Consider the following 25,008-nt stretch of genomic DNA (forward strand, 5'->3'; position numbering starts at 1 on the left):
GAGTGAATGTTTTGAACAAACCATGGCTTTTCTCTTATCCAGAACAAGTTCCATACGAAATTACTCCTCCCGCTGTTTCCATCGACGATTTGCTCAAGGACTCATCCGACCTCCATCCAGAAAAAACTGCCGTAATTGATAATCAAAAGGCGAAGACCTACTATCAACTTAACTCAGATGTAGACCGTTTAGCTTCTGCCTTATATGATAGTGGATTTAAAAAAGGAGATAAGTTAGCGATTATGCTGCCCAATTGTCTGGAGTACATAATCTCCTTTTTTGCGGTGCAACGCCTAGGCGGCACTGTTGTTCAAGTCAATCCTTTGTATACACCCAGAGAACTGAAATATATTTTAGAAGATTCCGAGGCAGTTTGGTTTATCACGAATCGCATCCAAGTTCCAAAACTCGAGCAAATCGGTTATAAAGACAAATTAACAGTCCTTATTGCAGAGGGGGAAAAGGACGAGAAAGACAGCCTTCATGGCTGGATTGAAAAAGGAACAACCCCGTCTCCTGAAGTTAATATTGATGTTGAAAATGATATTGCTATCTTGCAGTATACAGGGGGAACAACAGGCAGGGCAAAGGGTGTAATGATCTCACACTACAATCTCATTAGTAATCTTTATCAGAACAAGGAATCGAGTGTCGGAGAAGCAAGTGAAGGTTCATGGGAACGAATAATCGGTATTGCCCCAATGTTTCATGCTATGGGTTTGACGACAATGGTTACCACTATCTTTAGGGGCGGAACATTTAATACGATCAGCAGATTTGAATTAAATTTGCTTGTAGAGACAATCAGAAATTTTAAGCCGACCACCTTTAGCGGTTCGCCTACTATGTATATTGCCTTGTTAAACCACCCACATTTGACTTCCGAAGATCTTAAATCTATTAAAATATGCAGCAGTGGATCGGCACCATTATCTGTGGAAATCATGAATCGTTTTGAGGAAAAAACAGGTGCTCCAATTATTGAAGCTTACGGTTTATCAGAAGCGACTACGATGGTGACGAAAAATCCGAGCGAAGGTGTACGAAAGCCCGGCAGTATCGGCATACCAATCCCAAGCACAGATTGCCGGATTGTTGATATCGCTACAGGAACAATTGAATTGCCTGTTGGGGAAACTGGTGAACTTATCGTAAAAGGCCCACAAGTCATGAAGGGATATTGGAAAAATGAAGAAGAAACCGCGCATGCTTTGAGGGATGGCTGGCTATTTACGGGTGATTTGGCCGTTATGGATGAGGATGGATATTTTTATATTGTTGGAAGAAAGAAGGATATGATTATTGCTGGCGGTTACAATATCTATCCGCTTGAAATTGAGGAGGTATTATATCAACTTCCGGCTGTTAGGGAAGTTTGCGTGTATGGCGTACCTGATCCCTATCGTGGTGAAACGGTAAAAGCAGCTATCGTCCTAAAGGAAAATGCTGCTTTGACCGAAAAAGAAGTGGAAGATTGGTGCAACCAAAATCTAGCAAGATACAAAATTCCCAGACTGATTGAGTTTCGCGACGAACTTCCGAAAACAGCAGTAGGAAAGATTTTGCGTAAAAAATTAATTGAACAAGAAAAAGAACGTACTGCCTCTACTGAAAAAACGTTGTAAAAAAATATTGTTTCTTAGGGATGCGAAATAGTTAGAGGAAAAAAACAAAAGGACATAAGCTCACTAAAATGGAGCCTATGTCCTTTTAATTCCTAAATTTCATAAAGGTAGATGTGTCAATCAATAAAATAATGAAACAGAGAATTTTTGGAGGTAGAAATGAATGAAAGCAGTCGAAGAACTTTTCTCTCTTACTGGTAAGGTTGCTCTAATAACAGGAGGAAGCCGTGGTCTTGGACGAGAAATGGCACTCGCTTTTGCCAAAGCAGGAGCGGATATTGTGATTGCAAGCCGCAAACTCGATGCCTGTGAAAAGGTTGCTGCAGAGGTGGAAGCAATTGGCCGCCGAGCACTCCCATATGCTTGTCATATAGGGAAGTGGAACCAGGTAAATGAATTGGTAGAAGCCGCTTATGATCATTTTGGCAAGGTCGATATATTAGTGAACAATGCCGGTATGTCCCCACTTTACGATTCCCTAGTTGATGTAAGCGAATCTATGTGGGACAGCGTTTTAGCATTAAATTTAAAAGGGCCGTTTCGTCTCTCAGCATTGGTAGGAGACCGGATGGCGAAAGGCAGTGGGGGAGCCATCATTAATATTAGCAGCATTGCAGCTATCCGGCCGACAAAGAATGAAGTGCCCTATGCTGCTGCCAAGGCCGGGTTAAATGCGCTTACACTTGCTTTAGCAGATACTTACGCCCCTAAGGTGCGCGTCAATTGCATAATCGCAGGCCCCTTTTTAACAGATATTGCTAAGGCGTGGAATATGGAGGAGGCGATGAAACGATTTGAGAAAAACTCAGCTCTTGGGCGGCCTGGAAATCCAGAAGAGATTATTGGCTCAGCTTTATATTTTGCCTCAGAGGCTGCTAGTTTCACTACTGCATCACTCTTAGCCGTGGACGGAGGGTACAGAAAATAACGAAAGTAAGGGGGCTGTTACATGAGTCACACAATTCCCGTAAGAAAAGGGGAAGAGCTAGATTATGAGGCAGTAAGACAATTTCTTGTGAAAAATTTTGAGGACATTCCAAATGAACATTTGGAGATTCAACAATTTCCTGCAGGCAAATCTAATTTAACCTATGTTATACGCTGCGGATGCTGGGAAGCTGTTTTAAGGAGACCGCCGTTTGGACCTTTACCGCCAAAAGCACATGATATGAAAAGGGAATACGAGGTAATTAATAAACTTTATTCGGGATTTCCACTTGTTCCAAAGCCGTATTTATATTGTTCTGATAAGGGAGTAATCGGAGCACCCTTTTATATTATGGAGCGAGTAAAAGGAATTACCTTGGATGATGATCCAAATAAAGAGAATGACCTGAATGTTATCGATAAACAGCACATTTCCTATTTGATGGTTGATGCCATAGTAGATCTGCATCAGGTGGATTATAAAAAAGCTGGATTAGAAAATATCGGGTATCCAAATAGTTTCATAGAAAGACAGCTAAAAAACTGGATTACTAGGTATCAAAAATATAAAACAGATGATATTGCTGTAGTTGACAAAGTCATAAATTGGTTAATCAATCATTTACCTCATTCAAATGAGGCAACATTAATTCACAATGATTTTAAAATTAATAATGTGCTGTTATCGGATGATTTAAAACAGATAAATGCCATTTTGGATTGGGAGATGGCCACGATAGGTGACCCATTATTTGATCTCGGTGCCACTTTAAGTTACTGGCTTGAGGAAAACGATTCCGAATTAATTAAGGAAAGTTTGATTATGCCGACAGCTCAGAAAGGATTCATAAGCCGCCGTGAATTTCTAGAAAGATACGCTAAAAAAACGGGCCGGGATGTATCCTCATTCCAGTTTTATATGACGTTAGCCTTCTTTAAAATTGCCGTTGCCGTACAACAAATGTATTATCGATATACTCTAGGCCATACAAAGGATGAACGTTTTGCCAACCTTAATAGCAATGTTAAAAATATCATGCTATATGCCGAAATTCAGGCGAACAGAAAAATTTAGAAATGGGAGGGCAAGCAGATGATTTTTAAAAAATCCGATAAAGTAGAAAAGCTTGAGCAGAAACTTATTCAGTTTATGGAAGAACATATCTATCCCAACGAAGCAGTTTATGAGGAACAATTAAAGGAAAATCACTGGGATGAACCACCTATTATGGAAGAGTTAAAAGAGAGAGCCAAAGACGCAGGATTGTGGAATTTATTCTTACCAGAAAGTGAAAATGGCGCAGGTCTTACTAATCTTGAGTATGCCCCGTTGTGTGAAATAATGGGGAGATCGGGAATGGCACCTGAAGTATTCAATTGTTCTGCACCTGATACAGGGAATATGGAAATATTGGATCGCTTTGGTACAGAGGAACAAAAAGAACGCTGGTTAAATCCATTATTAGAAGGAGAAATTCGGTCTACATTTAGTATGACAGAGCCGGATGTTGCTTCTTCAGATGCGACGAATATTCAAACTAGTATAAAACGTGAAGGAGATTTTTATGTCATTAATGGCCGAAAATGGTGGCAATCGGGTATTGAATCTCCAAAATGTAAAATCTTGATTGTAATGGGGAAAACGGATCCTGATGCCCCAAAGTTTGAACAACAATCTATGATTCTTGTACCAAAGGATACCCCTGGTGTGAATATTGTCCGTAATTTGCAGGTTTTTGGGTATGATGAAGCCCCTCATGGCCATTCTGAAGTTATATTTGAAAATGTTCGTGTCCCAGTTTCTAATATTTTATGGGGTGAAGGGAAAGGATTTGCGATAGCACAGGCAAGATTGGGTCCTGGCAGAATCCATCATTGTATGCGCTTAATCGGAGCAGCTGAAAGAGCCTTGGAATTAATGATTAAGCGGGCGAAAGAACGAGTAACATTTGGAAAGCCTGTTATTGAACAAGGAGTCATCAGGGACTGGATTGCTCAATCACGAATCGATATCGATCAAGCAAGATTATTAACCCTTAATGCTGCCTACATGATGGATACAGTTGGGAATAAAGTAGCGAGAGCAGAAATAGCGATGATTAAGGTAGCTGCACCAGAGATGGCTTGCAAAGTCATTGACCGAGCGATACAGGTTCATGGTGCCGGCGGCGTAAGTAATGTTTTTCCTCTTGCCAGAATGTATGCACGAGCAAGAATCGTAAAAATTGCTGATGGCCCGGATGAGGTGCATAAAGAAACAGTAACCAAATTGGAATTAAAAAAGCATGCAGAATGAGGGATTGATTAAACCCTTTATTTGAAAAGGGATAAGTCAGGCTAATCCAAAAAAATAGTAGTAGTAATGGCGGACAATGAATAGGTTAGAAAGGGCTTATCTAAATCTGGGAGGATGAGAAATGAATACCTTAACAAGGGAATTTTGTATGACCATTAATGGCAAACCGGTATTAACAGAACAAACGGTACCTGTAATTAATCCAGCAAATGAAACCGTGATTGCTCAGGCGCCAAAAGCCAGCAGGAACGACTTAAACGAAGCCGTTAAGGGTGCCAGAGCAGCCTTTAGTACATGGTCTATGTTATCAATTGCGGAGCGGGCAGCCAAATTGGAGGCGTTTTCTGATGCGATCCTGCAGCATCGGGATGAACTGGCAAACCTTTTTACTGCGGAAATGGGAAGACCGATTAATGGGGGATTTGGATCGTATATGGAAATTGATTCAGCCTGTCATTGGTGCAAAGTAATCGCTAAAAATCGTCTGCCCCGTGAAATTATTGAGGAAAATGATAGTCATACAATCGAGAAATATTACACGCCGCTTGGGGTGGCAGGATTAATTGTTCCATGGAATTTCCCTGTCCTCTTGGCGATGTGGAAAATTGCCCCGGCATTGCTAGCGGGTAACACCATTGTTGTGAAGCCTTCGCCCTATACTCCATTAACTACTTTACGGATAGGTGAAATCGCAAGAGATATTTTTCCGGCAGGCGTATTTAACGTGGTAACAGGTGAAAATGAACTTGGGCAATGGATGACAGAGCACCCTGACATAAATAAAATAAGTTTTACCGGTTCAACTGCTACTGGGAAAAAGGTACTGCAAAGTGCAAGTGTTAATTTAAAACGCGTTACGCTCGAGTTAGGAGGCAATGATGCTGCCATTGTCTTAGAAGATGCAGATGTAAAAGAAGTTGTTCCAAAAATATTTTGGGCGGCTTTTTCCAATACAGCACAAATATGTGTTGCCTCAAAAAGGCTGTATGTTCATCAAAAAATCTATGATGAGTTTTTAGCCGAATTCATCCAGTATGCCAAAACCATTCCAATCGGCGATGGGATGAACCCTGCCACCTTAATTGGCCCAGTCCAAAATAAGATGCAATATGAAAAGGTTAAAGCTTTGATAGAAGATGCAAAAAGCACAGGTACGAATATTGTCTGCGGAGGAATCGTTGAGGACAAACCAGGCTACTTTATTCCTATTACGATTGTCGATAATCCGCCCGAAGATGCGAGGGTGGTAACAGAAGAAGCCTTCGGCCCGGTGCTGCCTGTCATTAAATATAGTAATTATGATGAGGTCATCACGAAGGCAAATAATACTGATTATGGATTAGCCGGTTCTGTATGGGGAAAAGACCTTAACCTGGCACGTTCCATTGCCGAAAGGTTGGAAACGGGGACGGTCTGGATCAACGAGGCACATATCCTTTTACCGAACGTTCCTTTTGGAGGCCATAAACAATCAGGAATCGGTGTTGAAAATTCAAGCGAAGGATTAAAAGAATATACCAACACAAAAACCATTATGATTAAGAAAAAATAATTTTCGATAATTTTATTTAAATGTTTAAAGGACAAAGGCTACGAAAATAGGGCTTTTGTCTTTTTTATTTTCTTAGAATAATGAATAAAGGATAACTTTTCAGATAATTAAAAATTGACCATAAAGTCAAAATTATTATATAATTTATTTGGTAGTAATAGAGTTACATAAGCGTTAATTGCAGAAAAGAGGGTGAAACAAATGAAAACGCTGGAAATTCCTGTGGTAAAGCTTCCGAAAGAAACGGAAGAGCTAAGAAGAGAAATTAGGCAGTTTTTAAAAGAGGAAATTGAAAACGGTTTAATCGAAACAAAATGCGATTGCTGGCTTAGCGGATTCTCGGAGGATTTTTCACGGAAAATGGGAGCACGCGGCTGGATTGGCATGACTTGGCCGAAAAAATATGGCGGCGGGGAACGTTCGTCAGTCGAGAGATATGTAGTTACAGAAGAAATGCTGGCAGCAGGCGCCCCGGTTTCAGGACATTGGATTGCTGACCGTCAGACTGGTCCGCTTTTACTTAAGTATGGGACAGAAGAACAGAAACAATTTTTCCTGCCAAGAATAGCAAAGGGAGAATGTTATTTTGCGATCGGCCTTAGCGAGCCTAATGCAGGCTCCGATTTGGCTGCACTTCAGGCACGGGCCGTTAAGGTTGATAAAGGCTGGATCTTAAATGGCAGCAAGATTTGGACAAGCGGTGCTCATCACGCCCATTACTCTATCGTCTTATGCCGGACAACTCCAATGGACCCTAACAACCGCCATGCCGGGATGAGCCAATTGATTGTCGATTTAAATGCGCCGGGAGTAACCATTCGCCCAATTCATCTGATGACAGGGGAACATCATTTTAATGAAGTCTTTTTTGAAGATGTGTTTGTTCCTGATGGTATGGTTGTTGGGACACTTGGAAATGGCTGGGCCCAGGGCATGGCGGAATTAGCCTATGAGAGAAGTGGTCCGGAGCGCATTTTGAGCACCTTTCCTCTTCTAAATGAACTAACGAATGTGTTAATAGAAAAAGGTGACACAAAGGGATTAAATGAAGTTAGCAGACTCATTTCTAGACTGTGGACACTTCGAAATATGTCGCTTGGCATTGCCCGATTGTTGGAAGAAGGTGTGCCTTCTAATATTATTGCTTCTCTAGTAAAAGACATGGGAACCCAATTTGAGCAGGAGATTCCTGAGATTACGAGATTACTAGTTTCTGCCATTCCGTCAACCGATTCCGAAAACAGATTAGAAAGGTTCCTGGCGCAATCGATTCTGCAATCACCAGGATTTACACTTCGCGGCGGGACAACGGAAATTCTAAGGGGAATTGTGGCAAAGGGGGTTATTAACCAATGAGTGAAATGAAAGAGATGATCTTGGAGTCAGCAGCAAAGATTTTTGAAAAATATTCAACCAAAGAAGTGGTTAATGACGCTGAGAAAGGTCAATGGGCAGCTGAATTATGGGAGAACCTGGAGGCATACGGCATGCTTGGAGTAGGAGTGCCTGAGGAATTAGGGGGAAGCGGCGGTGACCTGGATGATGCCTTGAGTATTTTGCAAATGGCGGGCAAATATTCTGCACCCATTCCACTTGCCGAAACGTTTATAGCCAATTGGTTATTAAGTGATTTGGGAGAATCTGTTGTTGAGGGGATTGTCACGATCCCTGGACAAAATAGTTCGGAACCTTTCCAGCTGCAAAAAAGCGGTCAAGGCTGGATTATAAACGGAAAAGCCAAATATGTTCCATGGGCAAGGAATGCGGAAAAGCTGCTTGTACCAGGAGAATCAATCGACGGAACCGTCCTTCTTGTTTTACCGCTTGAAAAAGCTGAAATTAAACCTGGCAAAAACATGGCTGGGGAAGCACGGGACGAAGTGATCTTTGATCAGGTCTACATCGAGGAATGTCAAACCGTATCTGTCGACTACAGCGCACTAACAAAGAAGCTGTATTATGCAGGGGCATTAACAAGAAGCGTGCTTATGGCGGGGGCTATCGAAAGAGTTCTTGATGTAACCATTAACCATACAAATGAGCGCTCCCAATTTGGACGGCCTATTCACCGTTTCCAAGCAATACAGCATCATTTGGCAGCGCTTGCGGGCGAAACTGCCGGTGCTGGAATTGCCGCAAAATATGCTGTTGATTCTTTCGGCACGAATCCTTTTTCAAAAGAGTTAGCCTATGCAAAAATCCGAATAAATGAAGCAGCGGGAAAAGTCAATACGATCGCACATCAAGTATTGGCAGCAATTGGGTTTACATATGAACATACCCTGCATCACAGCACAAGAAGACTTTGGTCTTGGCGTGAGGAATTTGGGACAGAATCCGATTGGGAACAGGTCATTACGGAAGAACTATTAAAATTAGAGAAAAACGAATTATGGTCTGTGATAACTGGCGTTGTGAATCATGCAAAAAAGGTGGGAATCCAATGACGGATCTAATTTTTAATGTGGAAAATGGGGTCGCCAAAATTATTTTAAACCGGCCGGATAGTTTAAATGCCTTTAGTGCGGAAATGATTGACCTTTGGATTAAAGCATTAGAGACCGTCCGTGATTCCGATGACATTCGGATACTTGTAATATCCGGAAATGGACGCGGCTTTTGCTCGGGCGGGGATATCAAATCGATGGGGAGAGGAGAAGGATTCCTTCAAAGCGATGGGACTGAAGATTTTTCCTCGACCGCTTTAGCCAGAAAAAATTCTTTATGGAAAAGAGTACAAAGAATTCCTCTTTTGGTGAAAGAAATTGATAAACCTGTGATTGCGGTTCTGCATGGTGTTGCCTTTGGAGCAGGCTTTGATATGACCTTGGCCTGTGATATTCGCATTGCTGCCGAAAACACCAAAATTTCGGAAAGCTACTTAAATGTTGGAATTGTTCCGGGAGACGGTGCGGCGTGGTTCTTACCAAGGTTTGTCGGGACCGACCAAGCTTTGGATTTACTCTGGACGAGAAAAATCCTAACTGCCAAAGAGGCAAAAGATATGGGTCTCGTAACGTATGTCGTGGAAGATGACAAACTAGAGGAGTTTGTGGAAGACTATGTTCAAAAATTAGCGAGTGGCCCGCAAACAGTTATGCGTTTTACAAAAAGAGCTGTGTACCAGGGATTAAATATCGATTTACGTACATCTCTGGATATGATTTCTTCAGCAATGGGGATCGTTACCGAGCTCGAGGATTACCAAGAAGGGGTCCATGCTGTCCTGGAAAAGAGAAAGCCAAATTTTAAATAACGCTATAAAAACACAGTGGCAATACATTGTCACTGTGTTTTTTTTACAGTTGAAAAAACGAGAAAATTGTCAAACGGTAATTATTGTATTTTTAGAATATTTTGTTTATAGTAATTGTTAGTGAAATACCAACTAATTAGTATGAAAGGGGGAGCCTTTTCCTTATATTAAAAAAGAGATTTCTAAAATGATAGCGGTTTCAAAACGCTAGTAATTCTAAATAGTTTAATAGATGCAAGAGTGAAAGGAGAGGATTTTGTGAAGTTAAAAGATCTTCTTGAAACGAATATTGACCAATTTGGTGAATATCCGTTTTTATACTTCAAAGAAAAGACCTTTACGAATGTGGAAACGAAGGAATATGCGGACCAATTGGCAAACGGCTTGAAAAAGCTAGGTGTCGAAAAAGGCGACCGCGTTATGGTCTGTATGCCAAATTGTCCGGAAGTCATCATTGCCTACCAAGGAATTACCCGTACGGGGGCCATCATCGTTCCAGTCATGTTTACGCTTCATCCGAAAGAGCTTCATTATATCGCCCTTAATTCCGGGGCAAAAGCAGTCATTACTTCCTCCTATGTTCTTCCAAATGTAGAAAAATCCTTAGAAGGGCTGCCTGTAAAACCCGAATTGATTGTTGCAGATCAGCCAACAAATGAAAAAGCAAAAAATATTTATGATGTGATGGTACAAGATGCCAATCTTTATTATGATGATGTCCTGCCCGAGGACACCGCTGTCATCCTTTATACATCCGGAACAACCGGAAATCCAAAAGGGGTTTTATTAACACATAAAAATTTATATTCGAATGCCGAAAACTCGGCAAAACATAATGAAACCGAGCGTGGAACCACCCTGGGTGTCCTTCCGCTTGCCCATGTATATGGGTTGACGGTTTCAAATGTGTTGTACTTAACCGGAAGTTCTATTGTCGTTTTTCCTAACTTTGATGTAAAGGAAGTACTTAATGCCATAGAAAAGCATAAAGTGAGAACGTTTTCTGGAGTTCCGGCAATGATTTATGCGCTTGTATCCTACCCGGAGGCAGACCAATACGATACCTCCAGTCTAGAATCGATAGGATCAGGGTCTGCGCCGCTTCCAGTAGCCCTGCTGCGTGCTTTTGAGCAGAAGTTTGGCGCAAAGGTTTTTGAAGGATACGGCCTGTCAGAGGCAGCACCGGTTGTAACAGCCCATCGCAAGGGTATTGAAATTAAGCCAGGTTCTGTCGGCATTCCGATTCCTGGTGTTGAAGTGAAAATAGTCAACGAAAATGGTGTGGAGGTTCCTTGTGGCGAAGTAGGTGAGCTGATTGTCCGCGGGGATAATGTGACCCCTGGTTACTATCAAAATGAGGAAGAATCTCGGAAAGTGTTAAAAGATGGGTGGCTTTACACGGGTGATGTGGCCAGGCTTGATGATGAAGGCTACCTTTATATAGTTGATAGAAAGAAAGATTTGATCATCCGCGGCGGCTTCAATCTTTATCCACGCGATGTTGAAGAAATTTTAAATGGTCATGAGCAGGTTGCTGAAGCGGCTGTTGTCGGCATACCGGATGAACGGATGGGCGAGGAGATGGTTGCCTGTGTAGTCAAGAAAGCTGGTTCCGAGCTAACGGAGGAAGAATTGATTCGTTTTTGCCAGGATCATTTAGCAAAAAACAAAACACCACGGCGAATTGTATTCCTAGATTCACTGCCAAGAAACGGTGTTGGAAAGATTTTGAAAACGCATCTTCGCAAAACAGCTGCAGATATTGTGATTCGGTAACAGACTTTTTTTCACATAAAGGAAATGATGAGAGGAGAATGTATTATGGAAAAAAGAACGATTTTGACCACTAGCAGCCGCGGTTTGATGGAGGATTCATTCCCATACCGCTTGTATCAGAAAGCAAAGCGTGTAGGAACTTGGAATCCTGCAGATATTGATTTCACAAAAGATCAGCAGGACTGGAAAAATATGAACGCTGAACAAAGAGAAGATATTTTAAGGCTTATTTCCATGTTCCAAGCGGGTGAAGAGGCCGTAACTCTGGATTTACTGCCGCTGATGATGGCTATTGCCAAAGAAGGCCGTCTCGAGGAGGAAATGTTTTTAACAACATTTTTATACGAAGAAGCGAAGCATACAGAATTTTTTCGCAGGGTGTTAAATGCGCTTGGGGAGACAGGAGACTTGTCGCATTTTCATTCGGAAACCTACCAGCATATTTTCCATGAAATCCTGCCAACTGCAATGGAACGTTTAGTCACCGACCAATCGCCGGAAGCTATTGCTGAGGCATCGGTTGTTTACAACATGTTTGTTGAAGGGGTACTTGCGGAAACGGGGTATTTCTCCTTCTATCAATCTTTGGAAACAGCCGGAATCATGCCGGGGCTTTTGGAAGGAATCGGCAATTTGAAACGGGATGAATCCCGGCATATCGGCTACGGGACCTTCCTGCTGCAACGGTTAATATGCGAACATCCTCATCTCTATGATTTTATTGCTGCAAGAATGGGAGAATTGGCCCCGCTGGCAATCAAACTTAATCAAGAAGGGATAGACGGAAAAGAGGTCAGTTCGTTTGGTGCTAACCCTGATGATGTCATGAATTTCACGATGAAGCAGCTTGCTGTACGCATGGAAGTTTTAGCGAGGGCGAAGGGAAAGAAAATCGAAGAGATTTATAAAGTAACTGAAAGTGAGATTGGTGTTCTTTAATTTGGGGGTGAGGCTGTTCTCGGGGCAGCCTCTTTCAAAAAGCGGTACGAAAAAGTACTTATCTTGTTTTTTCATAAAACAATAACTTATATAAGGGAGGATTTGTAGTCATGACAGTAAAGGTTGAAGTGCAAACATTTCCCCACTTCATTAATGGTAAGTGGGAGCCCGCAAGCAGCCAGGAAACGTTTGATGTATGCAATCCGGCAACTGGTGAATTGGTCGCCAAGGTCGCAAAAGGTACAGTTGAAGATGTCAATCGGGCAGTGGCGGCAGCACGTGAGGCATTTGACCAGGGTGACTGGAAAAACATGAAGCCAAAGGACCGTGCAAATGTTCTGAATGCCATTTCCTATCAAATAGCTGAACACGGGCAGGAGTTAGCCTACCTCGAATCAATCAGTTCAGGAGGAACAGTCCGACGCATTGGCGGCAGCGATATTCTGCAAATGGTTGACTTATTTCAAACGATGGCGAAGTTTTTAGTTGACTATCCGTTTTCAGAAACGCTGCCGGTTCCGCCATTCCCGGGTCCTGCTCAAAATTTTATTTGGAGAGAACCAATTGGTGTTTGTGCTGCAATAACGCCATGGAATTATCCGATGGTAATCGGCTGCTGGAAGATCGCACCGGCTTTGGCAATGGGGAACACAGTTGTGATCAAGCCTGCCAGCTATACACCGCTTTCAACATTAAAGCTAGCTGAAATCATATCATCTGTTGTCCCGCCGGGTGTTATTAACGTTGTTGCCGGACCGGGTGCTGAGGTTGGGGAGGCACTTGTTACGCATCCGAAGGTAGATAAAGTAGCTTTTACCGGTTCAACGGAAGTAGGCAGGAAAATTATGGGACTTGCTGCCGGTACGATTAAGAACACAACTCTGGAACTTGGCGGAAAATCGCCGAACATTATTTTAGAAGATGCCGATCTTAATATCGCACTGCCGGGAAGTTTATTTGGCGTATTCCTCCATTCCGGACAATTCTGTGAATCGGGGACGCGGCTTTTTGTACCTGACAAAATTTATGATGAGGTTGTGGCCGGTCTTGTTGCTTTAACTAGTAAGTTAAAGCTTGGTAATCCTCTCGATCCCGCCACGGATATGGGCCCGGTTATCTCGAAAAAGCAAAAGGAAACCATTCTTTCGTATATTGAAGCTGGTGTAAAGGAAGGCGCAACGCTTGCCTGTGGCGGCAAGGAGGTAATGGTTCCTGGATGTGAAGAGGGTAATTTCATTGAACCTACAATTTTCACAAATGTCACAAATGACATGAAAATTGCCCAAGAGGAAATTTTCGGACCTGTACTCGCAGTTATCCGCTATTCCGATTTGGATGAGGCAATTAAGATGGCAAATGATACAATCTACGGCTTGGCTGCCGGTGTGTGGACACGCGATGTGAATAAGGCTTATGAAGTAGCCCGAAAGCTTCAAGCAGGTGTTGTCTGGATTAATGATTGGCATATGCTTCGCAATGATGCGCCGTTTGGCGGATATAAACAGAGCGGAATTGGCCGGGAGATGGGCAAGCATTCCCTTGATGCCTATACCCAGTTGAAGCATGTTCATACCTCGATGGTTACTGAACTTGAGAGACGCCCTTGGTACGGTATGCTGTTTGGCCAAAATTAATGAAGAGGTGAAAATGGAAATGAAAACAACATTATCTCAGTTTAATTTGCGCACGGCGATCAATAGCGGCTCCAATTCCCGGGCACTAATCCCAAGCCTGTTTGCTGGTCTTGGTGCCAAGCGGGTTCTTCTATTAAGTGACAGAGGCCTGGAGAAAGCGGGTGTTGTTGAAAAAGTAGCTTCGATTTTTGAATTGACTGGCCATGGCAGCGGTCCGGAATTAGTAGGGATTTATCTGGACATCGCCCAGGATGCCGAAAGCAGCTGTGTCAATGCTGCGGTCCAATATGCGAGGGAAGTAGGGGCTGACAGCTTGCTCGCTGTTGGCGGCGGCAGTGTGCTTGATACTGTAAAAGGGGTAAAGTATGCGCTTCACAAAGGTTTGTCCGATATTAAAACAGCGATTCCGGGCGGCTTTGTTTATGAATCTTTCCCGCAAGCGAGCCATATCCCGATTCCGCATATCGCAATTCCAACGACTGCCGGAACCGGCTCCGAGGTATCGCCAATTGCTGTTATCTATAATGAAGAAATTAAAATGAAAACCAATATTATCAATCCGTTTATTTCGGCTGATATTGCGGTTCTGGATCCTGATCTGACAGTCGGTTTGCCGCCAAAAATTACCGCATTTACTGGGTTTGATGCGTTAACCCATGCGATTGAAGCGTTAGCTTCACCTACTGCAACCGGTCTAACAGATGCCTATGCCCTGCATGCGATCCGCTTAATTGAAAGAAACTTGCCTGTCGCCGTTGCAGATGGTGCAAACCTTGATGCCCGAAGTGACCTCTTGCAAGCAAGCTTAATGGGAATTACGGCTTTCAGCTTTGCTTTGAATGCCATCCCGGTTCACAATATGGCGCATGCCTACGGTGCCCTGTTCCGAATTCCTCATGGATTGGCAAATGCTGTCTTCCTGCCGGTCGTAATGGAGCTTGTTCCCCAGTTGTACCTGCCTCGTGCGGCTGAATTAGCGCAAGCTTTGAATGTGGATGTGAAGGGTGATTCGGCAGAAGAGGCGTTGGCAAAAGTAATCGAAAAAATTCGCTTGCTTCAACATAAAGTTGGCTTGCCGGCTGATTTTAGTGAATACAATATTAGTGGAGAGGCACTACAAATGGTAATCCCGGCAGTCATGAAGGATCCTGCCGCATTAAACTTCCCAATGCCGCCGGAACTAATAGCGGCAATTGGACAGAGGGTTGTGCCTTTGCCGGTTAAATAATGTTAGTTGAAATCATCCCATTATGGATTTTTTCTCGTCCATAATGGGATTTATTTTTCTAATGGATTGTAAAAACTGGAAGGCTTTGGTTTAATTAAAATAAACTATTTAGTCTATTTTATTTTAATTTTCTTCAACGCTATTTAAGGGGGCCGACTCATGAGTATTCTTTTTAAAAAATTATCTGAATGTCAAATAACGGACATTATCACGGCCTGGAATCGCGGTTTTGAAGGCTATTTTGTAAAATTGGAAATGTCTGCGGAGCTGTTTTTTGCTAGGTTGGTTAATGAGGGGCTTTCAATGAATCTATCGATTGTTGCTTTCGATGGTGATAAGCCTGTAGCAATTGTCTTAAATGGAGTGCGTCTGATTGATGGAAAAAAGACCGCTTGGAATGGAGGAACCGGCGTAGCCACGGAGTATCGTGGAAAAGGAGTTTCCAAGCTTTTAATGGAGGAGACTTTAAGGAATTACGCGGAAGAGGGGGTGGAGGTTGCCACTCTCGAAGCGATAAAGGAAAACGAACGGGCCATTCGTTTATATCAACGATATGGATATGAGATTGTTGACTCCCTTGTTCATTTAAATGGATCTGAGGAATTCGAGTCAGTTTTAGCCGCATCTATCTGGGTAAAATCCATCCGTCCTGAACAATTGGCAACACTTTCTTTTTATAAAGAAAATGTACCTTGGCAATGCCAATGGCAAAGTGTCAGAAACGGCGAAGCACAAATTTTTTATGGAACTGGAAATGACCCTTTGGGCTATTGCTTGTTTAAAAGAATATGGAATGAACATGGAAAGGTAGAAAAAGTCGTTATCTATCAACTGGAGTTGTTTTCTGAAGTAAACAGTGATTTATTGAAAATTATTTTTGCCAGCATTTGCGGGGGAGCTGAAAAAACCGTAAACTTTATGACGGTCAATGCCTCTATCTCAAGTCCAATCATCGCATACCTAATGAGCCATGGATTTAATAAGATGACGGAACAAGTGCAGATGGTGAAATTTTTATAAAAAAATTTTTGAATACTTTACCGTATTAATATATAATTTCCGATAGGGAAACCTTAGTTGGCTTGTCCTTACATAATTTAATACGGTTAGGAGTAGGAACATGGAAAAAGTACTTATTTTTGGACATAAAAATCCAGACACAGATACGATTTGTTCTGCGATCGCATACGCAGACCTGAAAAAACAGTTGGGAATGGACGTCGAGCCTGTCCGCCTTGGCCAAATCAATGGCGAAACACAATACGCCTTGGATACCTTTAAGGTAGAGGGACCACGTTTGGTAGAAACTGTTGCTTCTGAAGTTAATTCTGTTATTTTGGTAGACCACAATGAACGCCAGCAAAGTGCGAACGACATTACTGATGTTAAAGTGCTTGAGGTAATTGACCATCACCGCATCGCAAATTTTGAAACAAGCGATCCGTTATATTACCGCTGTGAGCCAGTCGGTTGTACTGCTACAATTTTGAATAAAATGTACAAAGAAAACGGTAAGGAAATTAAGAAAGAAATCGCCGGACTGATGCTTTCAGCCATCATTTCTGATTCCTTATTATTCAAATCGCCAACCTGCACGGCTGAAGATGTGGCTGCAGCTCGTGAATTAGCAGATATTGCCGGTGTAGATGCCGAAGCGTACGGTTTAGAAATGCTGAAGGCTGGCGCTGATTTAAGCGACAAGTCTGTAGCTGATTTATTAACACTGGATGCAAAAGAATTTGACATGGGCGGAAGCAAAGTAGAAATTGCCCAAGTCAATGCTGTAGATACTGCGGAAGTTCTTGCCCGTAAAGAAGAATTAGAAGCAGCTATTTCTAAGAAAATCGATGAGAAGAATCTGGACTTATTCTTATTGGTAGTGACTGATATCCTTAATAATGATTCAGTAGGGTTAGCGCTTGGAAGTAAGGCTGCTGCAGTGGAAAAGGCTTATAATGTGACCCTTGATGCCAATACTGCAATGTTAAGAGGCGTCGTATCCCGTAAGAAACAAATTGTGCCAGTATTAACTGAAACTTTCACAAAGGGTGTTTAAGATAACAGAACGTTCATGCATTTGATGGCATGAACGTTTTTTGTTGTTATCTTTTATGATTTGTCCGTCTGCTTTGTGTGCTCATCATGATGCTGATTCATCAGGAAGAAGGTCAGCGGCTTATCAGATCCTGTCATCAGTTTATAGACATAGGACGAGGTGAGTTTGTAACCATCTTCGATTTTGGAGGCCAAATAATTGGTCCGTTCAAATAGAATGGACCGAATAAAGTTTAACTGCCGTGAAATTTTCTCAGTTAATGCTTCTTGATGATCCAATCGTTTGAGGACGTCTTCTTGAAATTCTTCTTGCTTGTTCATTTTGGCAGAGATTTGATTTTGAAAATCCTCTTGGCTGTTCAATTTCTCTGTTACTTCTTTTTGAAAAACGGCTAGTCGATTTAATTTGTCCGCTATTTCCTCTTGAAATTTTTCCTGCATTCTCATCATTTCTTGATGCGATTGGCTGCTTTTTTGCAAGTCAATCAATTGGCTGCCGATATCATTCCAATGGCTAGTTTGGGATTCTTCCTGTTTAATAGTTTGAATTTGCAGTTCCCTTAATGTTTTTCTTAAGGCGGCATTCGCTTTTTCCTGTTCCTTGATTAACTCAGTTAGGAAATCCTGTCTGGAATATGACTGATTAGGGGCTTTGATCGTTTGTTTATTTTCAAAAACATTGGGGTGTTCACGCTTATTAATGTATAAACTCATACCTCACTCCACTCCTTTTTGTAATATTTTATGCTTCAAAACATTAGAGGGGACACGTTTGGGCTTTGCTATTAAATGTGGGCAAGGCTCTGGAAATTCTTTTTTCGCTTTTCATGTTCGGACAAATTATAATGGTAGATGGGGAAGAGGTGATTTTTTCGTGGCAAAAAAAAGAGCTGCGTTATCATTCAGTGGAAAAGATTCTACACTGGCATTGCACGAACTCCTTCACGGGGAAGAATATGAGGTTGAATTGTTGTTTACGACAGTTACTGCAGGTTTTAATCGGACAAGCATTCATGGAGTAAGGGAGGAACTGCTGGAGGCGCAAGCGGCATCGATTGGCATTCCATTAAGAAAAATCTTTATTCCGGAGCAATGCTCCAATGAAGTCTACGGGGAAATAATGAATCGGGAATTGGCTGATTTGAAGGCGAATGGGATTGACCATATTGTATTTGGCGACCTATTTCTTGAGGATATCCGCAAGTACCGTGAAGAACAGTTAAAACCCTTAGGTTTTACAGCGGTTTTTCCACTCTGGGGTCAGAATACTGCAGATTTAATTTACCGCTTTTTATCGCTAGGGTATCAAACAATTATAACTTGTGTAGACTTGACGAAACTGCCTGAGAATTTTTCCGGTAAGGAAATTAATGACGTGTTTATGGAAGCACTGCCTGAAGGTGTGGATCCTTGCGGTGAAAACGGCGAGTATCATTCATTTGTATATGATGGTCCGATTTTTAATAAGCCAATCCGGTTTCAAGTTGGCAAGAAAAAGTTTTCAAAGGATGTATACACTGGTGAAACAAGATTTTGCTTTACCGATTTAATTCCATTAAGGGAGTTTTGATTTATGAATCGCTGCGGCTGGGTTAATCAAGACCCGTTATATATTGATTATCATGACCATGAGTGGGGAGTCCCCGTTCATGACGACCGTTTGTTGTTTGAATATTTGAATTTGGAAGGGGCGCAAGCTGGCCTTAGTTGGTATACGATTTTAAAAAAGCGGGAGAATTACCAGAGGGCGTTTGACAACTTTGAGGCGGAGAAGATTGTCCTGTATGACGATCAAAAGATTGAAGAACTTTTACATAATGATGGTATTGTACGGAATAGACTAAAAATTAATGCGGTGATTGGCAACGCCAAAGCTTATTTAAAGGTGGTCGAGGAATTTGGTTCCTTCAATAGCTATATTTGGTCATTTGTTGACGGGAAGCCGATTATCAATCACTTCAAAGAAGCGAGCGAGGTACCTGCCTCCACGGAAATAAGCGACAAATTGAGCAAGGATTTAAAAAAGCGCGGCTTTAAATTCGTCGGCTCCACCATCTGCTACGCCTTCATGCAAGCAGTAGGAATGGTCAATGACCATATCGAAAGCTGTGAAATGAAACGAGGGGACGGTTCTTTTGCCTCAAAAATTTGAGGCATTAGAACCGTCCCCATCTTTTATCCGTTTTGCTTTTGAAACTGTTCCATAAATTCGCTGAATGCTTTGCAGGATTCGTATGGAACTGCGTTGTAGGTGGATGCGCGGCAGCCTCCGATGGAGCGGTGGCCGTTAACACCGATAAAGCCTTCTTGCTTGGCTTGCGCTAAAAATGCTTTTTCCAGCTCTTCTGATTTTAAGTTAAAGGTAATATTCATTAGGGAGCGGCTGTCGTTTTCAGCGTGCCCGATGTAGAAACCATTGCTATGATCAATAGCATCGTAGATGAGCTTTCCCTTTTCCTCATTCCTTCTGACAACTTCCTCAAGACCGCCAATTTCCTGTACCCAGCCAAGAACCTCACCGAGCATATAGATGCCGAAGGTTGGCGGAGTGTTATATAAGGAATTGTTTTTTGCATGAGTGCTGTACTTTAACATGGTAGGGATATTAGAATTAGCCTTTTCAAGAAACTCCTTGCGAACAATCACCACCGTAACACCGGAAGGTCCAAGGTTTTTCTGGGCACCCGCATAAATCATGGAGAACTTGCTGACATCAACAGGCTTGGATAAAATATCGCTGGACATATCCGCAATTAACGGAACATTGCCAGTAGCAGGGAATTCCTTCCACTGCGTTCCGTAAATTGTATTATTGGAGGTCAGATGTAAATAGGCCTCGTCACCTTGATATTGAATTTCCGCTAGTCTAGGAATGCGGCGGTATTTGCCTTCTTTTGATGACGCCGCCTGAGCAACTTCACCAAATAGCTTGGCTTCGGCAAAAGCCTTTTCTGACCAGGAGCCAGTCATCACATAACCCGCTTTTTTTCCTTCTCCCAAAAAGTTCATTGGAATCATTGAAAATTGCAGGCTTGCTCCACCTTGCAAAAAGAGTACTTCATAGTCTTCAGAAATACCCATTAAATCCTTTAGGCGCGCGATCGCCTGATTATGTACTTCTTCATAGGCAGCACTGCGGTGGCTTAATTCCATGATTGACATTCCTGTGCCACGGAAATCAATTAGCTCCTGCTGGGCTTTTTCCAGTACAGAAAGAGGAAGAGCAGATGGACCGGCATTGAAATTATAGGCCCGTTTGATGTCTAGTTTCATTTCGTTCACTCCCATGTTTTTTTAATATATATGAATATAACATATTTTCGTATTATTTTGACAGGAAATTTTATTCCTTTACAGAGTTAAAGGCTTGTTCAATTTTTAAACAAAAAAATGCCTGCCACTAATGCAAGCAGCAGACCGATAAAATGCTTCTATGTTTAAATATAAATCACTTAACTTTCAGCAAGAAAATCCTTTTTTGGCAGCGTAATGATCTTTCCGCCAATTTGGACGTGAACGGTATCGTTGAAAATGGCTTTTACTATTCCTTTTAAGGAAATAGTTGAATTTACGGAGATTTTTTTAGAGTCAGATTGATTGGCCATATGGATCAACACCTTTCAAAATTAATAAACCCAATATAAAAAATAAGATTACCCTATATTATTCGGAAAAATATGGTGATATCCTTCCTGACAAAACCTGTTTTTTAAAAAATTTTTAAAAAAGTTGTTCATGTTAGACGAATTCCTTTAATCCAGGGGTGTTAGGGGAGGAATTGAATAACATGAACTATAGTTCAAGTATTACATTCAGCTTTAGACATGTCAATAAAAAGATGAACTGTAGTTCATCTTTAACTTTTGTGCTATAATAAGCCCGAGGTGGTCCTATGACTGAACGTGAAGATTTGCTTGTAGGTGAATTTCCGATTCTTCCTAAACAAGAACGGGCCCAACAAAAAAGAAATGCTCTCTTGGCAAGCGGGCGAAGTTTGTTTATTGAAAAAGGATATGAACAAACAACCGCAAAGGAAATCGCGGCCCATGCAGGGGTAGCTACTGGAACCTTTTATCGCTATTTTTCAGATAAACGGCAGCTGTTAATGTCCCTTTTGGAGGATAAAATAGATGAATTGCTCCCTCCTGAACCAAATTGGACTACCGGTAATCCTGAACTTTTATTGGCATCCTTATTAGAAGCACATATGAAACGGCTTAACGGGATGGGACTTCACCGCGTTTTGCCAGAACTACTGTATAAGGATTCGGAACTTGCCGAGGTGTTAGGAGAAGCCAGAAAGAAAATCCATTCAAGAATTCTTACCGGATTAAAGCGTGCTTATGATTCAGGGTTAACTTGGAGGGATTTGGATTTGGATAAGGTTGCCTGGTCAATCATGGTGTTGGCAGAGAGTGGAAATACCAAGATAGGTCAACACTGTAAAAAAGAAGATTTTTTGGAATTGGCAAAGGTCATTTGCCGCATTGTTTTCCCTCCTGATGTACTAAAGAAATTACTAATTGAAAGTAAAGAATAAACTAAAGAGTGGTGACTAGCGATGAAGGTAAGGGATTTTATGATAATGAATGTCATTACAGCTAAACCAACTGATACTATTAAGGATGTTATGAAAATTTTTGTAGAAAAGAAAATTGGCGGCATGCCTGTTGTAGATGGCGAGGGTAAATTATGCGGCATTGTAACAGACGGGGATATCTTAAGAGCCATTAAACCCATTGATCGGCAAATTTATAATTATTTTACCTTTATGACTTATATCGCCGAGGAGGATTTAGAAAGCCGCTTGAGTGAAATGGCGGGAAGGGAAATCATAAAGATTGCCAAAACAAATGGGATTGTCACTGTTCATCCTGATGATGATATGAAAAAAGTTGTCTCCCTCTTATCCAAGCACCATTTTAAAAAATTGCCTGTGTTAAACGGTAATAATCGTGTTATCGGTGTCCTCAGCAGGGGAGATGTGATTCGAAGCATCCAACAAACCATTATTGATGAGATGGATTGAAGAATGAAAAGGTGCCAGGTACTTTCATTAAAGATAGCCTGACACCTTTTTTAGAGTTAAGTATGAAATTTGCGTCCAATATCGGCAAGCATCATTTGTGATGTAATATAATCTTGTTCCCGTCTTTTTTCAACTAATATCCGTATGTCATGATTCCGGCAATAAACCTTATAACAAACACCATGGGCATTAAGAAGTGCTTTCTCCATTTCACTCGTGTACTTCAAACGTAAATGTTGGATGTTAAAACCCTCCTTTAGTTATTAGGCTTTCATCTTACCATTGAACAGTTTTTTTCGACAAAGCCCGTAAAGTGGGATATCTTGTTATATTAAGGACTGAGATGGCCTCATGTTCCCTGAACCTGCAAATCCATACAATCCCTCCTATATCCTCCTGATTAAACCTTGTTTTCCACTAATTTCCCAAAAATACGCAACTTGTATTAGGTTGGTAGTAAGGATGTATTATTTTTTTCAGCATTCTGATGACTTACACTATAAGAGTAAGAAAATTCAGAATAGGGGGTTGAATATGCACAAGAAACGGTTTCAGGCCGGCGGCATACTGTTAGTAATGATTGGTTTTATTTTTTTAACCGCATTTTCCTTAACTGGCACTCCAATAGGCGAGGAAACTCAAACAACATCCATAGACACAACTACTAATAAAAAGTGGGAAAGCTACGACAGACCAGAGGAATATCAAAGCTACATTACCGAAAAAGATGTTTTCATTACGATGAGGGATGGCGTCATATTGACAGCCGATGTTTATCGGCCAGACGGACCGGGGCCATTTCCAGTTATTTTGACGCAGACGCCATACAATAAAAATGTTAATGGCGTTAATGAATATTTTGTTAAACGCGGCTATGTCCAGGTAGTGGTAGATGTCCGTGGGACAGGCAGTTCACAGGGTACATGGGAATCATTTGGGATTGCTGAACAGCAGGACGGAAAGGAGCTAGTGGAATGGGCGGCCAGTCAGGCGTGGTCAAGCGGCAAGGTTGGCTTATACGGGGCTTCCTATATGGCGATTAACCAATTCTTTACGGCAGCCCAGCAGCCCAAAGGCTTGGCTGCAATGTTCCCAATTGTGCCGATGGGAGACAGCTACCGGGATATCGTGATGTCAGGCGGTTTGGTCAATACCGGGTTTATCCCTCTGTGGCTGGGGCTAGTCACTGGTACGGGTTTATTACCGCCAAGCTATACATTGACAGACCCTGTTCAGGCAGCAGGAGTTCTTATTAACCATGCTGGGCAAATCTCCGGTTTTCAGACAAATACGTTAACATCCGCTCTTACAGGCGGAGAAGTTGCCTATGATGGGCCATTTTCTTGGCAGCGTTCGCCGCTATTAGTCGCAGATAAAGTAAAGGTGCCGGCATTTATAACCGGCGGCCTCCATGATATTTTTCAACGGGGTGAACCTTTACTATTTGAAAAGTTGAAGGCAAATGGGGTCAAAACGAAGCTGTTGATCGGGAATTGGACGCATGGAGATTTTGGAAGCGGATTACCGGCGGATAATGTTCCTACTTTAGACCAAATTGCCTTAAAATGGTTCGACAAATATGTGAAGGGCATGAATGTGGATGTGGAAGGGATTCCTGATATAACGCAATTTGTGTTAGGCGATGGTCACTTTGAAGTGCAGCCAGGCTGGCCGCATGCCAAGGCACAGGCTGAAAAATATTATCTTCGTTCCGGGAACCTGCTGACAAAGGATACTCCATCCATGATTGAAGGCCCCGATTTAATGCTGCAGCAGCCAGTGAACGGGATTTGCTCTGGCAGTGCCAGCCAATGGACGATGGGAATTTTGGGGGTCTTTCCATGTACAAAGGATAATCGCTTAACCGAGACTACAGAAGTCACCTACACAACACCTCCGGTTAATCAGGACGTGAGAATTTCCGGTCCGATTGCTGCAAGAATTTATGTAAGTACAACCGCTAAAGAAGCAGTCCTATCTGTTCGTGTAACAGATGTGGCTCCTGATGGCGCCTCTAGCGAATTGACCGCGGGCTGGCTCGCTGCTTCACATCGTGCTGTAGATAAGTCAAAGAGCCGCTTTTTAAATGGCGAAAATATTCAGCCATGGCATCCGTTTACGACGGAAGCGGTCCAGGCGGTGGTACCAGGCGAGGTTATGGAATTAAACATCGAGATTTTTCCGACCAATGCACAGATTAAAGATGGGCATCGCCTACGGGTTAGCGTGGGGCCAAGTGACTTCCCGCATTCTTTATCAACGACACCGATGCTGCTTAATCAATTAGGCGGTGTGGTTACTATTTTGCATAACAGCCAATATCCTTCTTATGTGACCTTACCAATAGTAAAATAATCTTTTTAATAAGCTGTTGATTACTGGTTTTTGCGGTGATTGGCGGCTTTTTTCTAATATAGATAGTTCATAACGCCCCAGCGGTTATAGGAAAGAAAGTTTCGGTCGTTATGAAGGGTTTATAACGCCCGAACGATTAAAGGAGAGAAGGATTCGGTCGTTATGAAGGGTTTATAACGCCCGAACGATTGAAGGAGAGAAGGATTCGGTCGTTATGAGTGGGTTTATAACGCCCGAACGATTAAAGGAGAGGAGGATTCGGTCGTTATGACGAGTTTATAACGCCCGAACGGCTAAAGGAAAGAAGGATTCGGTCGTTATGAGTGGGTTCATAAC

23 protein-coding genes are annotated in these 25,008 nt (G+C 42.1%); 19 read left to right on the forward strand and 4 right to left on the reverse strand.

Features of this window, described 5'->3' with window-relative positions; all coding sequences use genetic code 11:
* The first annotated feature begins 2 nt into the window (after positions 1 to 2).
* From V5M37_RS11985 to V5M37_RS12050, 14 genes are all read left to right on the forward strand, one after another.
* Entirely contained in the window at positions 3 to 1,625 is a 1,623-nt protein-coding gene (locus V5M37_RS11985) for a long-chain-fatty-acid--CoA ligase (protein ID WP_423802615.1), read from the forward strand.
* A gap of 163 nt (positions 1,626 to 1,788) precedes the next feature.
* Positions 1,789 to 2,553 (forward strand): SDR family NAD(P)-dependent oxidoreductase, encoded by a 765-nt coding sequence (locus V5M37_RS11990; RefSeq protein WP_423802120.1) that lies wholly within the window; start codon positions 1,789 to 1,791, stop codon positions 2,551 to 2,553.
* Between the two features lie 21 nt (positions 2,554 to 2,574).
* The gene (locus tag V5M37_RS11995; protein WP_423802121.1) at positions 2,575 to 3,627 is read left to right on the forward strand and encodes a phosphotransferase family protein; all 1,053 of its coding nucleotides are present in this window, start codon (positions 2,575 to 2,577) and stop codon (positions 3,625 to 3,627) included.
* An 18-nt stretch (positions 3,628 to 3,645) separates the two neighbouring features.
* Complete coding sequence (locus V5M37_RS12000; RefSeq protein WP_423802122.1) at positions 3,646 to 4,848, forward strand: acyl-CoA dehydrogenase family protein; 1,203 nt, start codon at positions 3,646 to 3,648, stop codon at positions 4,846 to 4,848.
* Between the two features lie 121 nt (positions 4,849 to 4,969).
* The gene (locus V5M37_RS12005; protein ID WP_423802123.1) at positions 4,970 to 6,400 is read left to right on the forward strand and encodes an aldehyde dehydrogenase family protein; all 1,431 of its coding nucleotides are present in this window, start codon (positions 4,970 to 4,972) and stop codon (positions 6,398 to 6,400) included.
* A gap of 201 nt (positions 6,401 to 6,601) precedes the next feature.
* Positions 6,602 to 7,756, forward strand: a complete 1,155-nt coding sequence (locus V5M37_RS12010) for an acyl-CoA dehydrogenase family protein (protein WP_378581572.1) — start codon at positions 6,602 to 6,604, stop codon at positions 7,754 to 7,756.
* Entirely contained in the window at positions 7,753 to 8,847 is a 1,095-nt protein-coding gene (locus V5M37_RS12015; protein WP_423802124.1) for an acyl-CoA dehydrogenase family protein, read from the forward strand. Before V5M37_RS12010 ends, V5M37_RS12015 begins: the two co-directional genes overlap by 4 nt.
* Positions 8,844 to 9,656, forward strand: a complete 813-nt coding sequence (locus V5M37_RS12020) for an enoyl-CoA hydratase/isomerase family protein (protein WP_423802125.1) — start codon at positions 8,844 to 8,846, stop codon at positions 9,654 to 9,656. The genes V5M37_RS12015 and V5M37_RS12020 overlap by 4 nt, the downstream gene beginning before the upstream one ends.
* A 258-nt stretch (positions 9,657 to 9,914) precedes the next feature.
* A complete protein-coding gene (locus V5M37_RS12025; protein ID WP_423802126.1) occupies positions 9,915 to 11,432 on the forward strand; it encodes a class I adenylate-forming enzyme family protein in 1,518 nt (505 codons plus the stop codon).
* 45 nt (positions 11,433 to 11,477) lie between these two features.
* Positions 11,478 to 12,371: a R2-like ligand-binding oxidase gene (locus tag V5M37_RS12030; protein WP_423802127.1), complete on the forward strand. Its 894-nt coding sequence runs from the start codon at positions 11,478 to 11,480 to the stop codon at positions 12,369 to 12,371.
* A 110-nt stretch (positions 12,372 to 12,481) separates the two neighbouring features.
* Complete coding sequence (locus tag V5M37_RS12035; RefSeq protein ID WP_423802128.1) at positions 12,482 to 14,005, forward strand: aldehyde dehydrogenase family protein; 1,524 nt, start codon at positions 12,482 to 12,484, stop codon at positions 14,003 to 14,005.
* A 19-nt stretch (positions 14,006 to 14,024) separates the two neighbouring features.
* Positions 14,025 to 15,233 (forward strand): iron-containing alcohol dehydrogenase, encoded by a 1,209-nt coding sequence (locus V5M37_RS12040; RefSeq protein ID WP_423802129.1) that lies wholly within the window; start codon positions 14,025 to 14,027, stop codon positions 15,231 to 15,233.
* Positions 15,234 to 15,392: 159 nt separating this feature from the next.
* Positions 15,393 to 16,253, forward strand: coding sequence for a GNAT family N-acetyltransferase (locus tag V5M37_RS12045; RefSeq protein WP_423802130.1), 861 nt, complete (start codon positions 15,393 to 15,395; stop codon positions 16,251 to 16,253).
* A 100-nt stretch (positions 16,254 to 16,353) separates the two neighbouring features.
* Positions 16,354 to 17,289, forward strand: a complete 936-nt coding sequence (locus V5M37_RS12050; protein ID WP_423802131.1) for a manganese-dependent inorganic pyrophosphatase — start codon at positions 16,354 to 16,356, stop codon at positions 17,287 to 17,289.
* Positions 17,290 to 17,342: 53 nt separating this feature from the next.
* On the opposite strand, the gene V5M37_RS12055 is transcribed toward V5M37_RS12050, so the two are convergent.
* The gene (locus tag V5M37_RS12055) at positions 17,343 to 18,002 is read right to left on the reverse strand and encodes a hypothetical protein (protein WP_423802132.1); all 660 of its coding nucleotides are present in this window, start codon (positions 18,000 to 18,002) and stop codon (positions 17,343 to 17,345) included.
* 160 nt (positions 18,003 to 18,162) lie between these two features.
* Between V5M37_RS12055 and V5M37_RS12060 the strand changes: the two genes are divergently transcribed.
* The gene (locus V5M37_RS12060; RefSeq protein ID WP_423802133.1) at positions 18,163 to 18,858 is read left to right on the forward strand and encodes an ATP-binding protein; all 696 of its coding nucleotides are present in this window, start codon (positions 18,163 to 18,165) and stop codon (positions 18,856 to 18,858) included.
* A gap of 3 nt (positions 18,859 to 18,861) precedes the next feature.
* Complete coding sequence (locus V5M37_RS12065; protein ID WP_213140280.1) at positions 18,862 to 19,440, forward strand: DNA-3-methyladenine glycosylase I; 579 nt, start codon at positions 18,862 to 18,864, stop codon at positions 19,438 to 19,440.
* A 23-nt stretch (positions 19,441 to 19,463) separates the two neighbouring features.
* On the opposite strand, the gene serC is transcribed toward V5M37_RS12065, so the two are convergent.
* A complete protein-coding gene (gene serC / locus V5M37_RS12070) occupies positions 19,464 to 20,561 on the reverse strand; it encodes a 3-phosphoserine/phosphohydroxythreonine transaminase (RefSeq protein ID WP_423802134.1) in 1,098 nt (365 codons plus the stop codon).
* A gap of 179 nt (positions 20,562 to 20,740) precedes the next feature.
* On the reverse strand, positions 20,741 to 20,893 hold the full coding sequence (locus tag V5M37_RS12075) for a hypothetical protein (RefSeq protein WP_213115881.1): 153 nt from the start codon (positions 20,891 to 20,893) through the stop codon (positions 20,741 to 20,743).
* Positions 20,894 to 21,180: 287 nt separating this feature from the next.
* Between V5M37_RS12075 and V5M37_RS12080 the strand changes: the two genes are divergently transcribed.
* Both V5M37_RS12080 and V5M37_RS12085 read left to right on the forward strand, forming a co-directional pair.
* A complete protein-coding gene (locus tag V5M37_RS12080) occupies positions 21,181 to 21,828 on the forward strand; it encodes a TetR/AcrR family transcriptional regulator (protein ID WP_423802135.1) in 648 nt (215 codons plus the stop codon).
* 21 nt (positions 21,829 to 21,849) lie between these two features.
* Positions 21,850 to 22,317 (forward strand): CBS domain-containing protein, encoded by a 468-nt coding sequence (locus tag V5M37_RS12085; RefSeq protein ID WP_423802136.1) that lies wholly within the window; start codon positions 21,850 to 21,852, stop codon positions 22,315 to 22,317.
* 56 nt (positions 22,318 to 22,373) lie between these two features.
* On the opposite strand, the gene V5M37_RS12090 is transcribed toward V5M37_RS12085, so the two are convergent.
* On the reverse strand, positions 22,374 to 22,526 hold the full coding sequence (locus tag V5M37_RS12090) for a hypothetical protein (protein ID WP_241113873.1): 153 nt from the start codon (positions 22,524 to 22,526) through the stop codon (positions 22,374 to 22,376).
* A 325-nt stretch (positions 22,527 to 22,851) separates the two neighbouring features.
* Between V5M37_RS12090 and V5M37_RS12095 the strand changes: the two genes are divergently transcribed.
* On the forward strand, positions 22,852 to 24,672 hold the full coding sequence (locus V5M37_RS12095; RefSeq protein ID WP_423802137.1) for a CocE/NonD family hydrolase: 1,821 nt from the start codon (positions 22,852 to 22,854) through the stop codon (positions 24,670 to 24,672).
* Positions 24,673 to 25,008: the final 336 nt, after the last annotated feature.

It is taken from the genome of Neobacillus sp. SAB-20_R2A, assembly GCF_049568635.1.
Taxonomy (GTDB): domain Bacteria; phylum Bacillota; class Bacilli; order Bacillales; family Cytobacillaceae; genus Neobacillus; species Neobacillus citreus.

Excerpts from the sequence above, each read along its gene's own strand:
- V5M37_RS12045 (WP_423802130.1), top strand. The coding sequence starts at position 15,393 with ATGAGTATTCTTTTTAAAAAATTATCTGAATGTCAAATAACGGACATT.
- V5M37_RS12095 (WP_423802137.1), top strand. The coding sequence starts at position 22,852 with ATGCACAAGAAACGGTTTCAGGCCGGCGGCATACTGTTAGTAATGATT.
- V5M37_RS12055 (WP_423802132.1), bottom strand. The coding sequence starts at position 18,002 with ATGAGTTTATACATTAATAAGCGTGAACACCCCAATGTTTTTGAAAAT.
- V5M37_RS12000 (WP_423802122.1), top strand. The coding sequence starts at position 3,646 with ATGATTTTTAAAAAATCCGATAAAGTAGAAAAGCTTGAGCAGAAACTT.
- V5M37_RS12020 (WP_423802125.1), top strand. The coding sequence starts at position 8,844 with ATGACGGATCTAATTTTTAATGTGGAAAATGGGGTCGCCAAAATTATT.
- serC (WP_423802134.1), bottom strand. The coding sequence starts at position 20,561 with ATGAAACTAGACATCAAACGGGCCTATAATTTCAATGCCGGTCCATCT.
- V5M37_RS12080 (WP_423802135.1), top strand. The coding sequence starts at position 21,181 with ATGACTGAACGTGAAGATTTGCTTGTAGGTGAATTTCCGATTCTTCCT.
- V5M37_RS12090 (WP_241113873.1), bottom strand. The coding sequence starts at position 22,526 with ATGGAGAAAGCACTTCTTAATGCCCATGGTGTTTGTTATAAGGTTTAT.
- V5M37_RS12005 (WP_423802123.1), top strand. The coding sequence starts at position 4,970 with ATGAATACCTTAACAAGGGAATTTTGTATGACCATTAATGGCAAACCG.
- V5M37_RS12050 (WP_423802131.1), top strand. The coding sequence starts at position 16,354 with ATGGAAAAAGTACTTATTTTTGGACATAAAAATCCAGACACAGATACG.
- V5M37_RS12075 (WP_213115881.1), bottom strand. The coding sequence starts at position 20,893 with ATGGCCAATCAATCTGACTCTAAAAAAATCTCCGTAAATTCAACTATT.
- V5M37_RS12015 (WP_423802124.1), top strand. The coding sequence starts at position 7,753 with ATGAGTGAAATGAAAGAGATGATCTTGGAGTCAGCAGCAAAGATTTTT.
- V5M37_RS12085 (WP_423802136.1), top strand. The coding sequence starts at position 21,850 with ATGAAGGTAAGGGATTTTATGATAATGAATGTCATTACAGCTAAACCA.
- V5M37_RS12035 (WP_423802128.1), top strand. The coding sequence starts at position 12,482 with ATGACAGTAAAGGTTGAAGTGCAAACATTTCCCCACTTCATTAATGGT.
- V5M37_RS11990 (WP_423802120.1), top strand. The coding sequence starts at position 1,789 with ATGAAAGCAGTCGAAGAACTTTTCTCTCTTACTGGTAAGGTTGCTCTA.
- V5M37_RS12030 (WP_423802127.1), top strand. The coding sequence starts at position 11,478 with ATGGAAAAAAGAACGATTTTGACCACTAGCAGCCGCGGTTTGATGGAG.
- V5M37_RS12065 (WP_213140280.1), top strand. The coding sequence starts at position 18,862 with ATGAATCGCTGCGGCTGGGTTAATCAAGACCCGTTATATATTGATTAT.
- V5M37_RS12040 (WP_423802129.1), top strand. The coding sequence starts at position 14,025 with ATGAAAACAACATTATCTCAGTTTAATTTGCGCACGGCGATCAATAGC.
- V5M37_RS12010 (WP_378581572.1), top strand. The coding sequence starts at position 6,602 with ATGAAAACGCTGGAAATTCCTGTGGTAAAGCTTCCGAAAGAAACGGAA.
- V5M37_RS11995 (WP_423802121.1), top strand. The coding sequence starts at position 2,575 with ATGAGTCACACAATTCCCGTAAGAAAAGGGGAAGAGCTAGATTATGAG.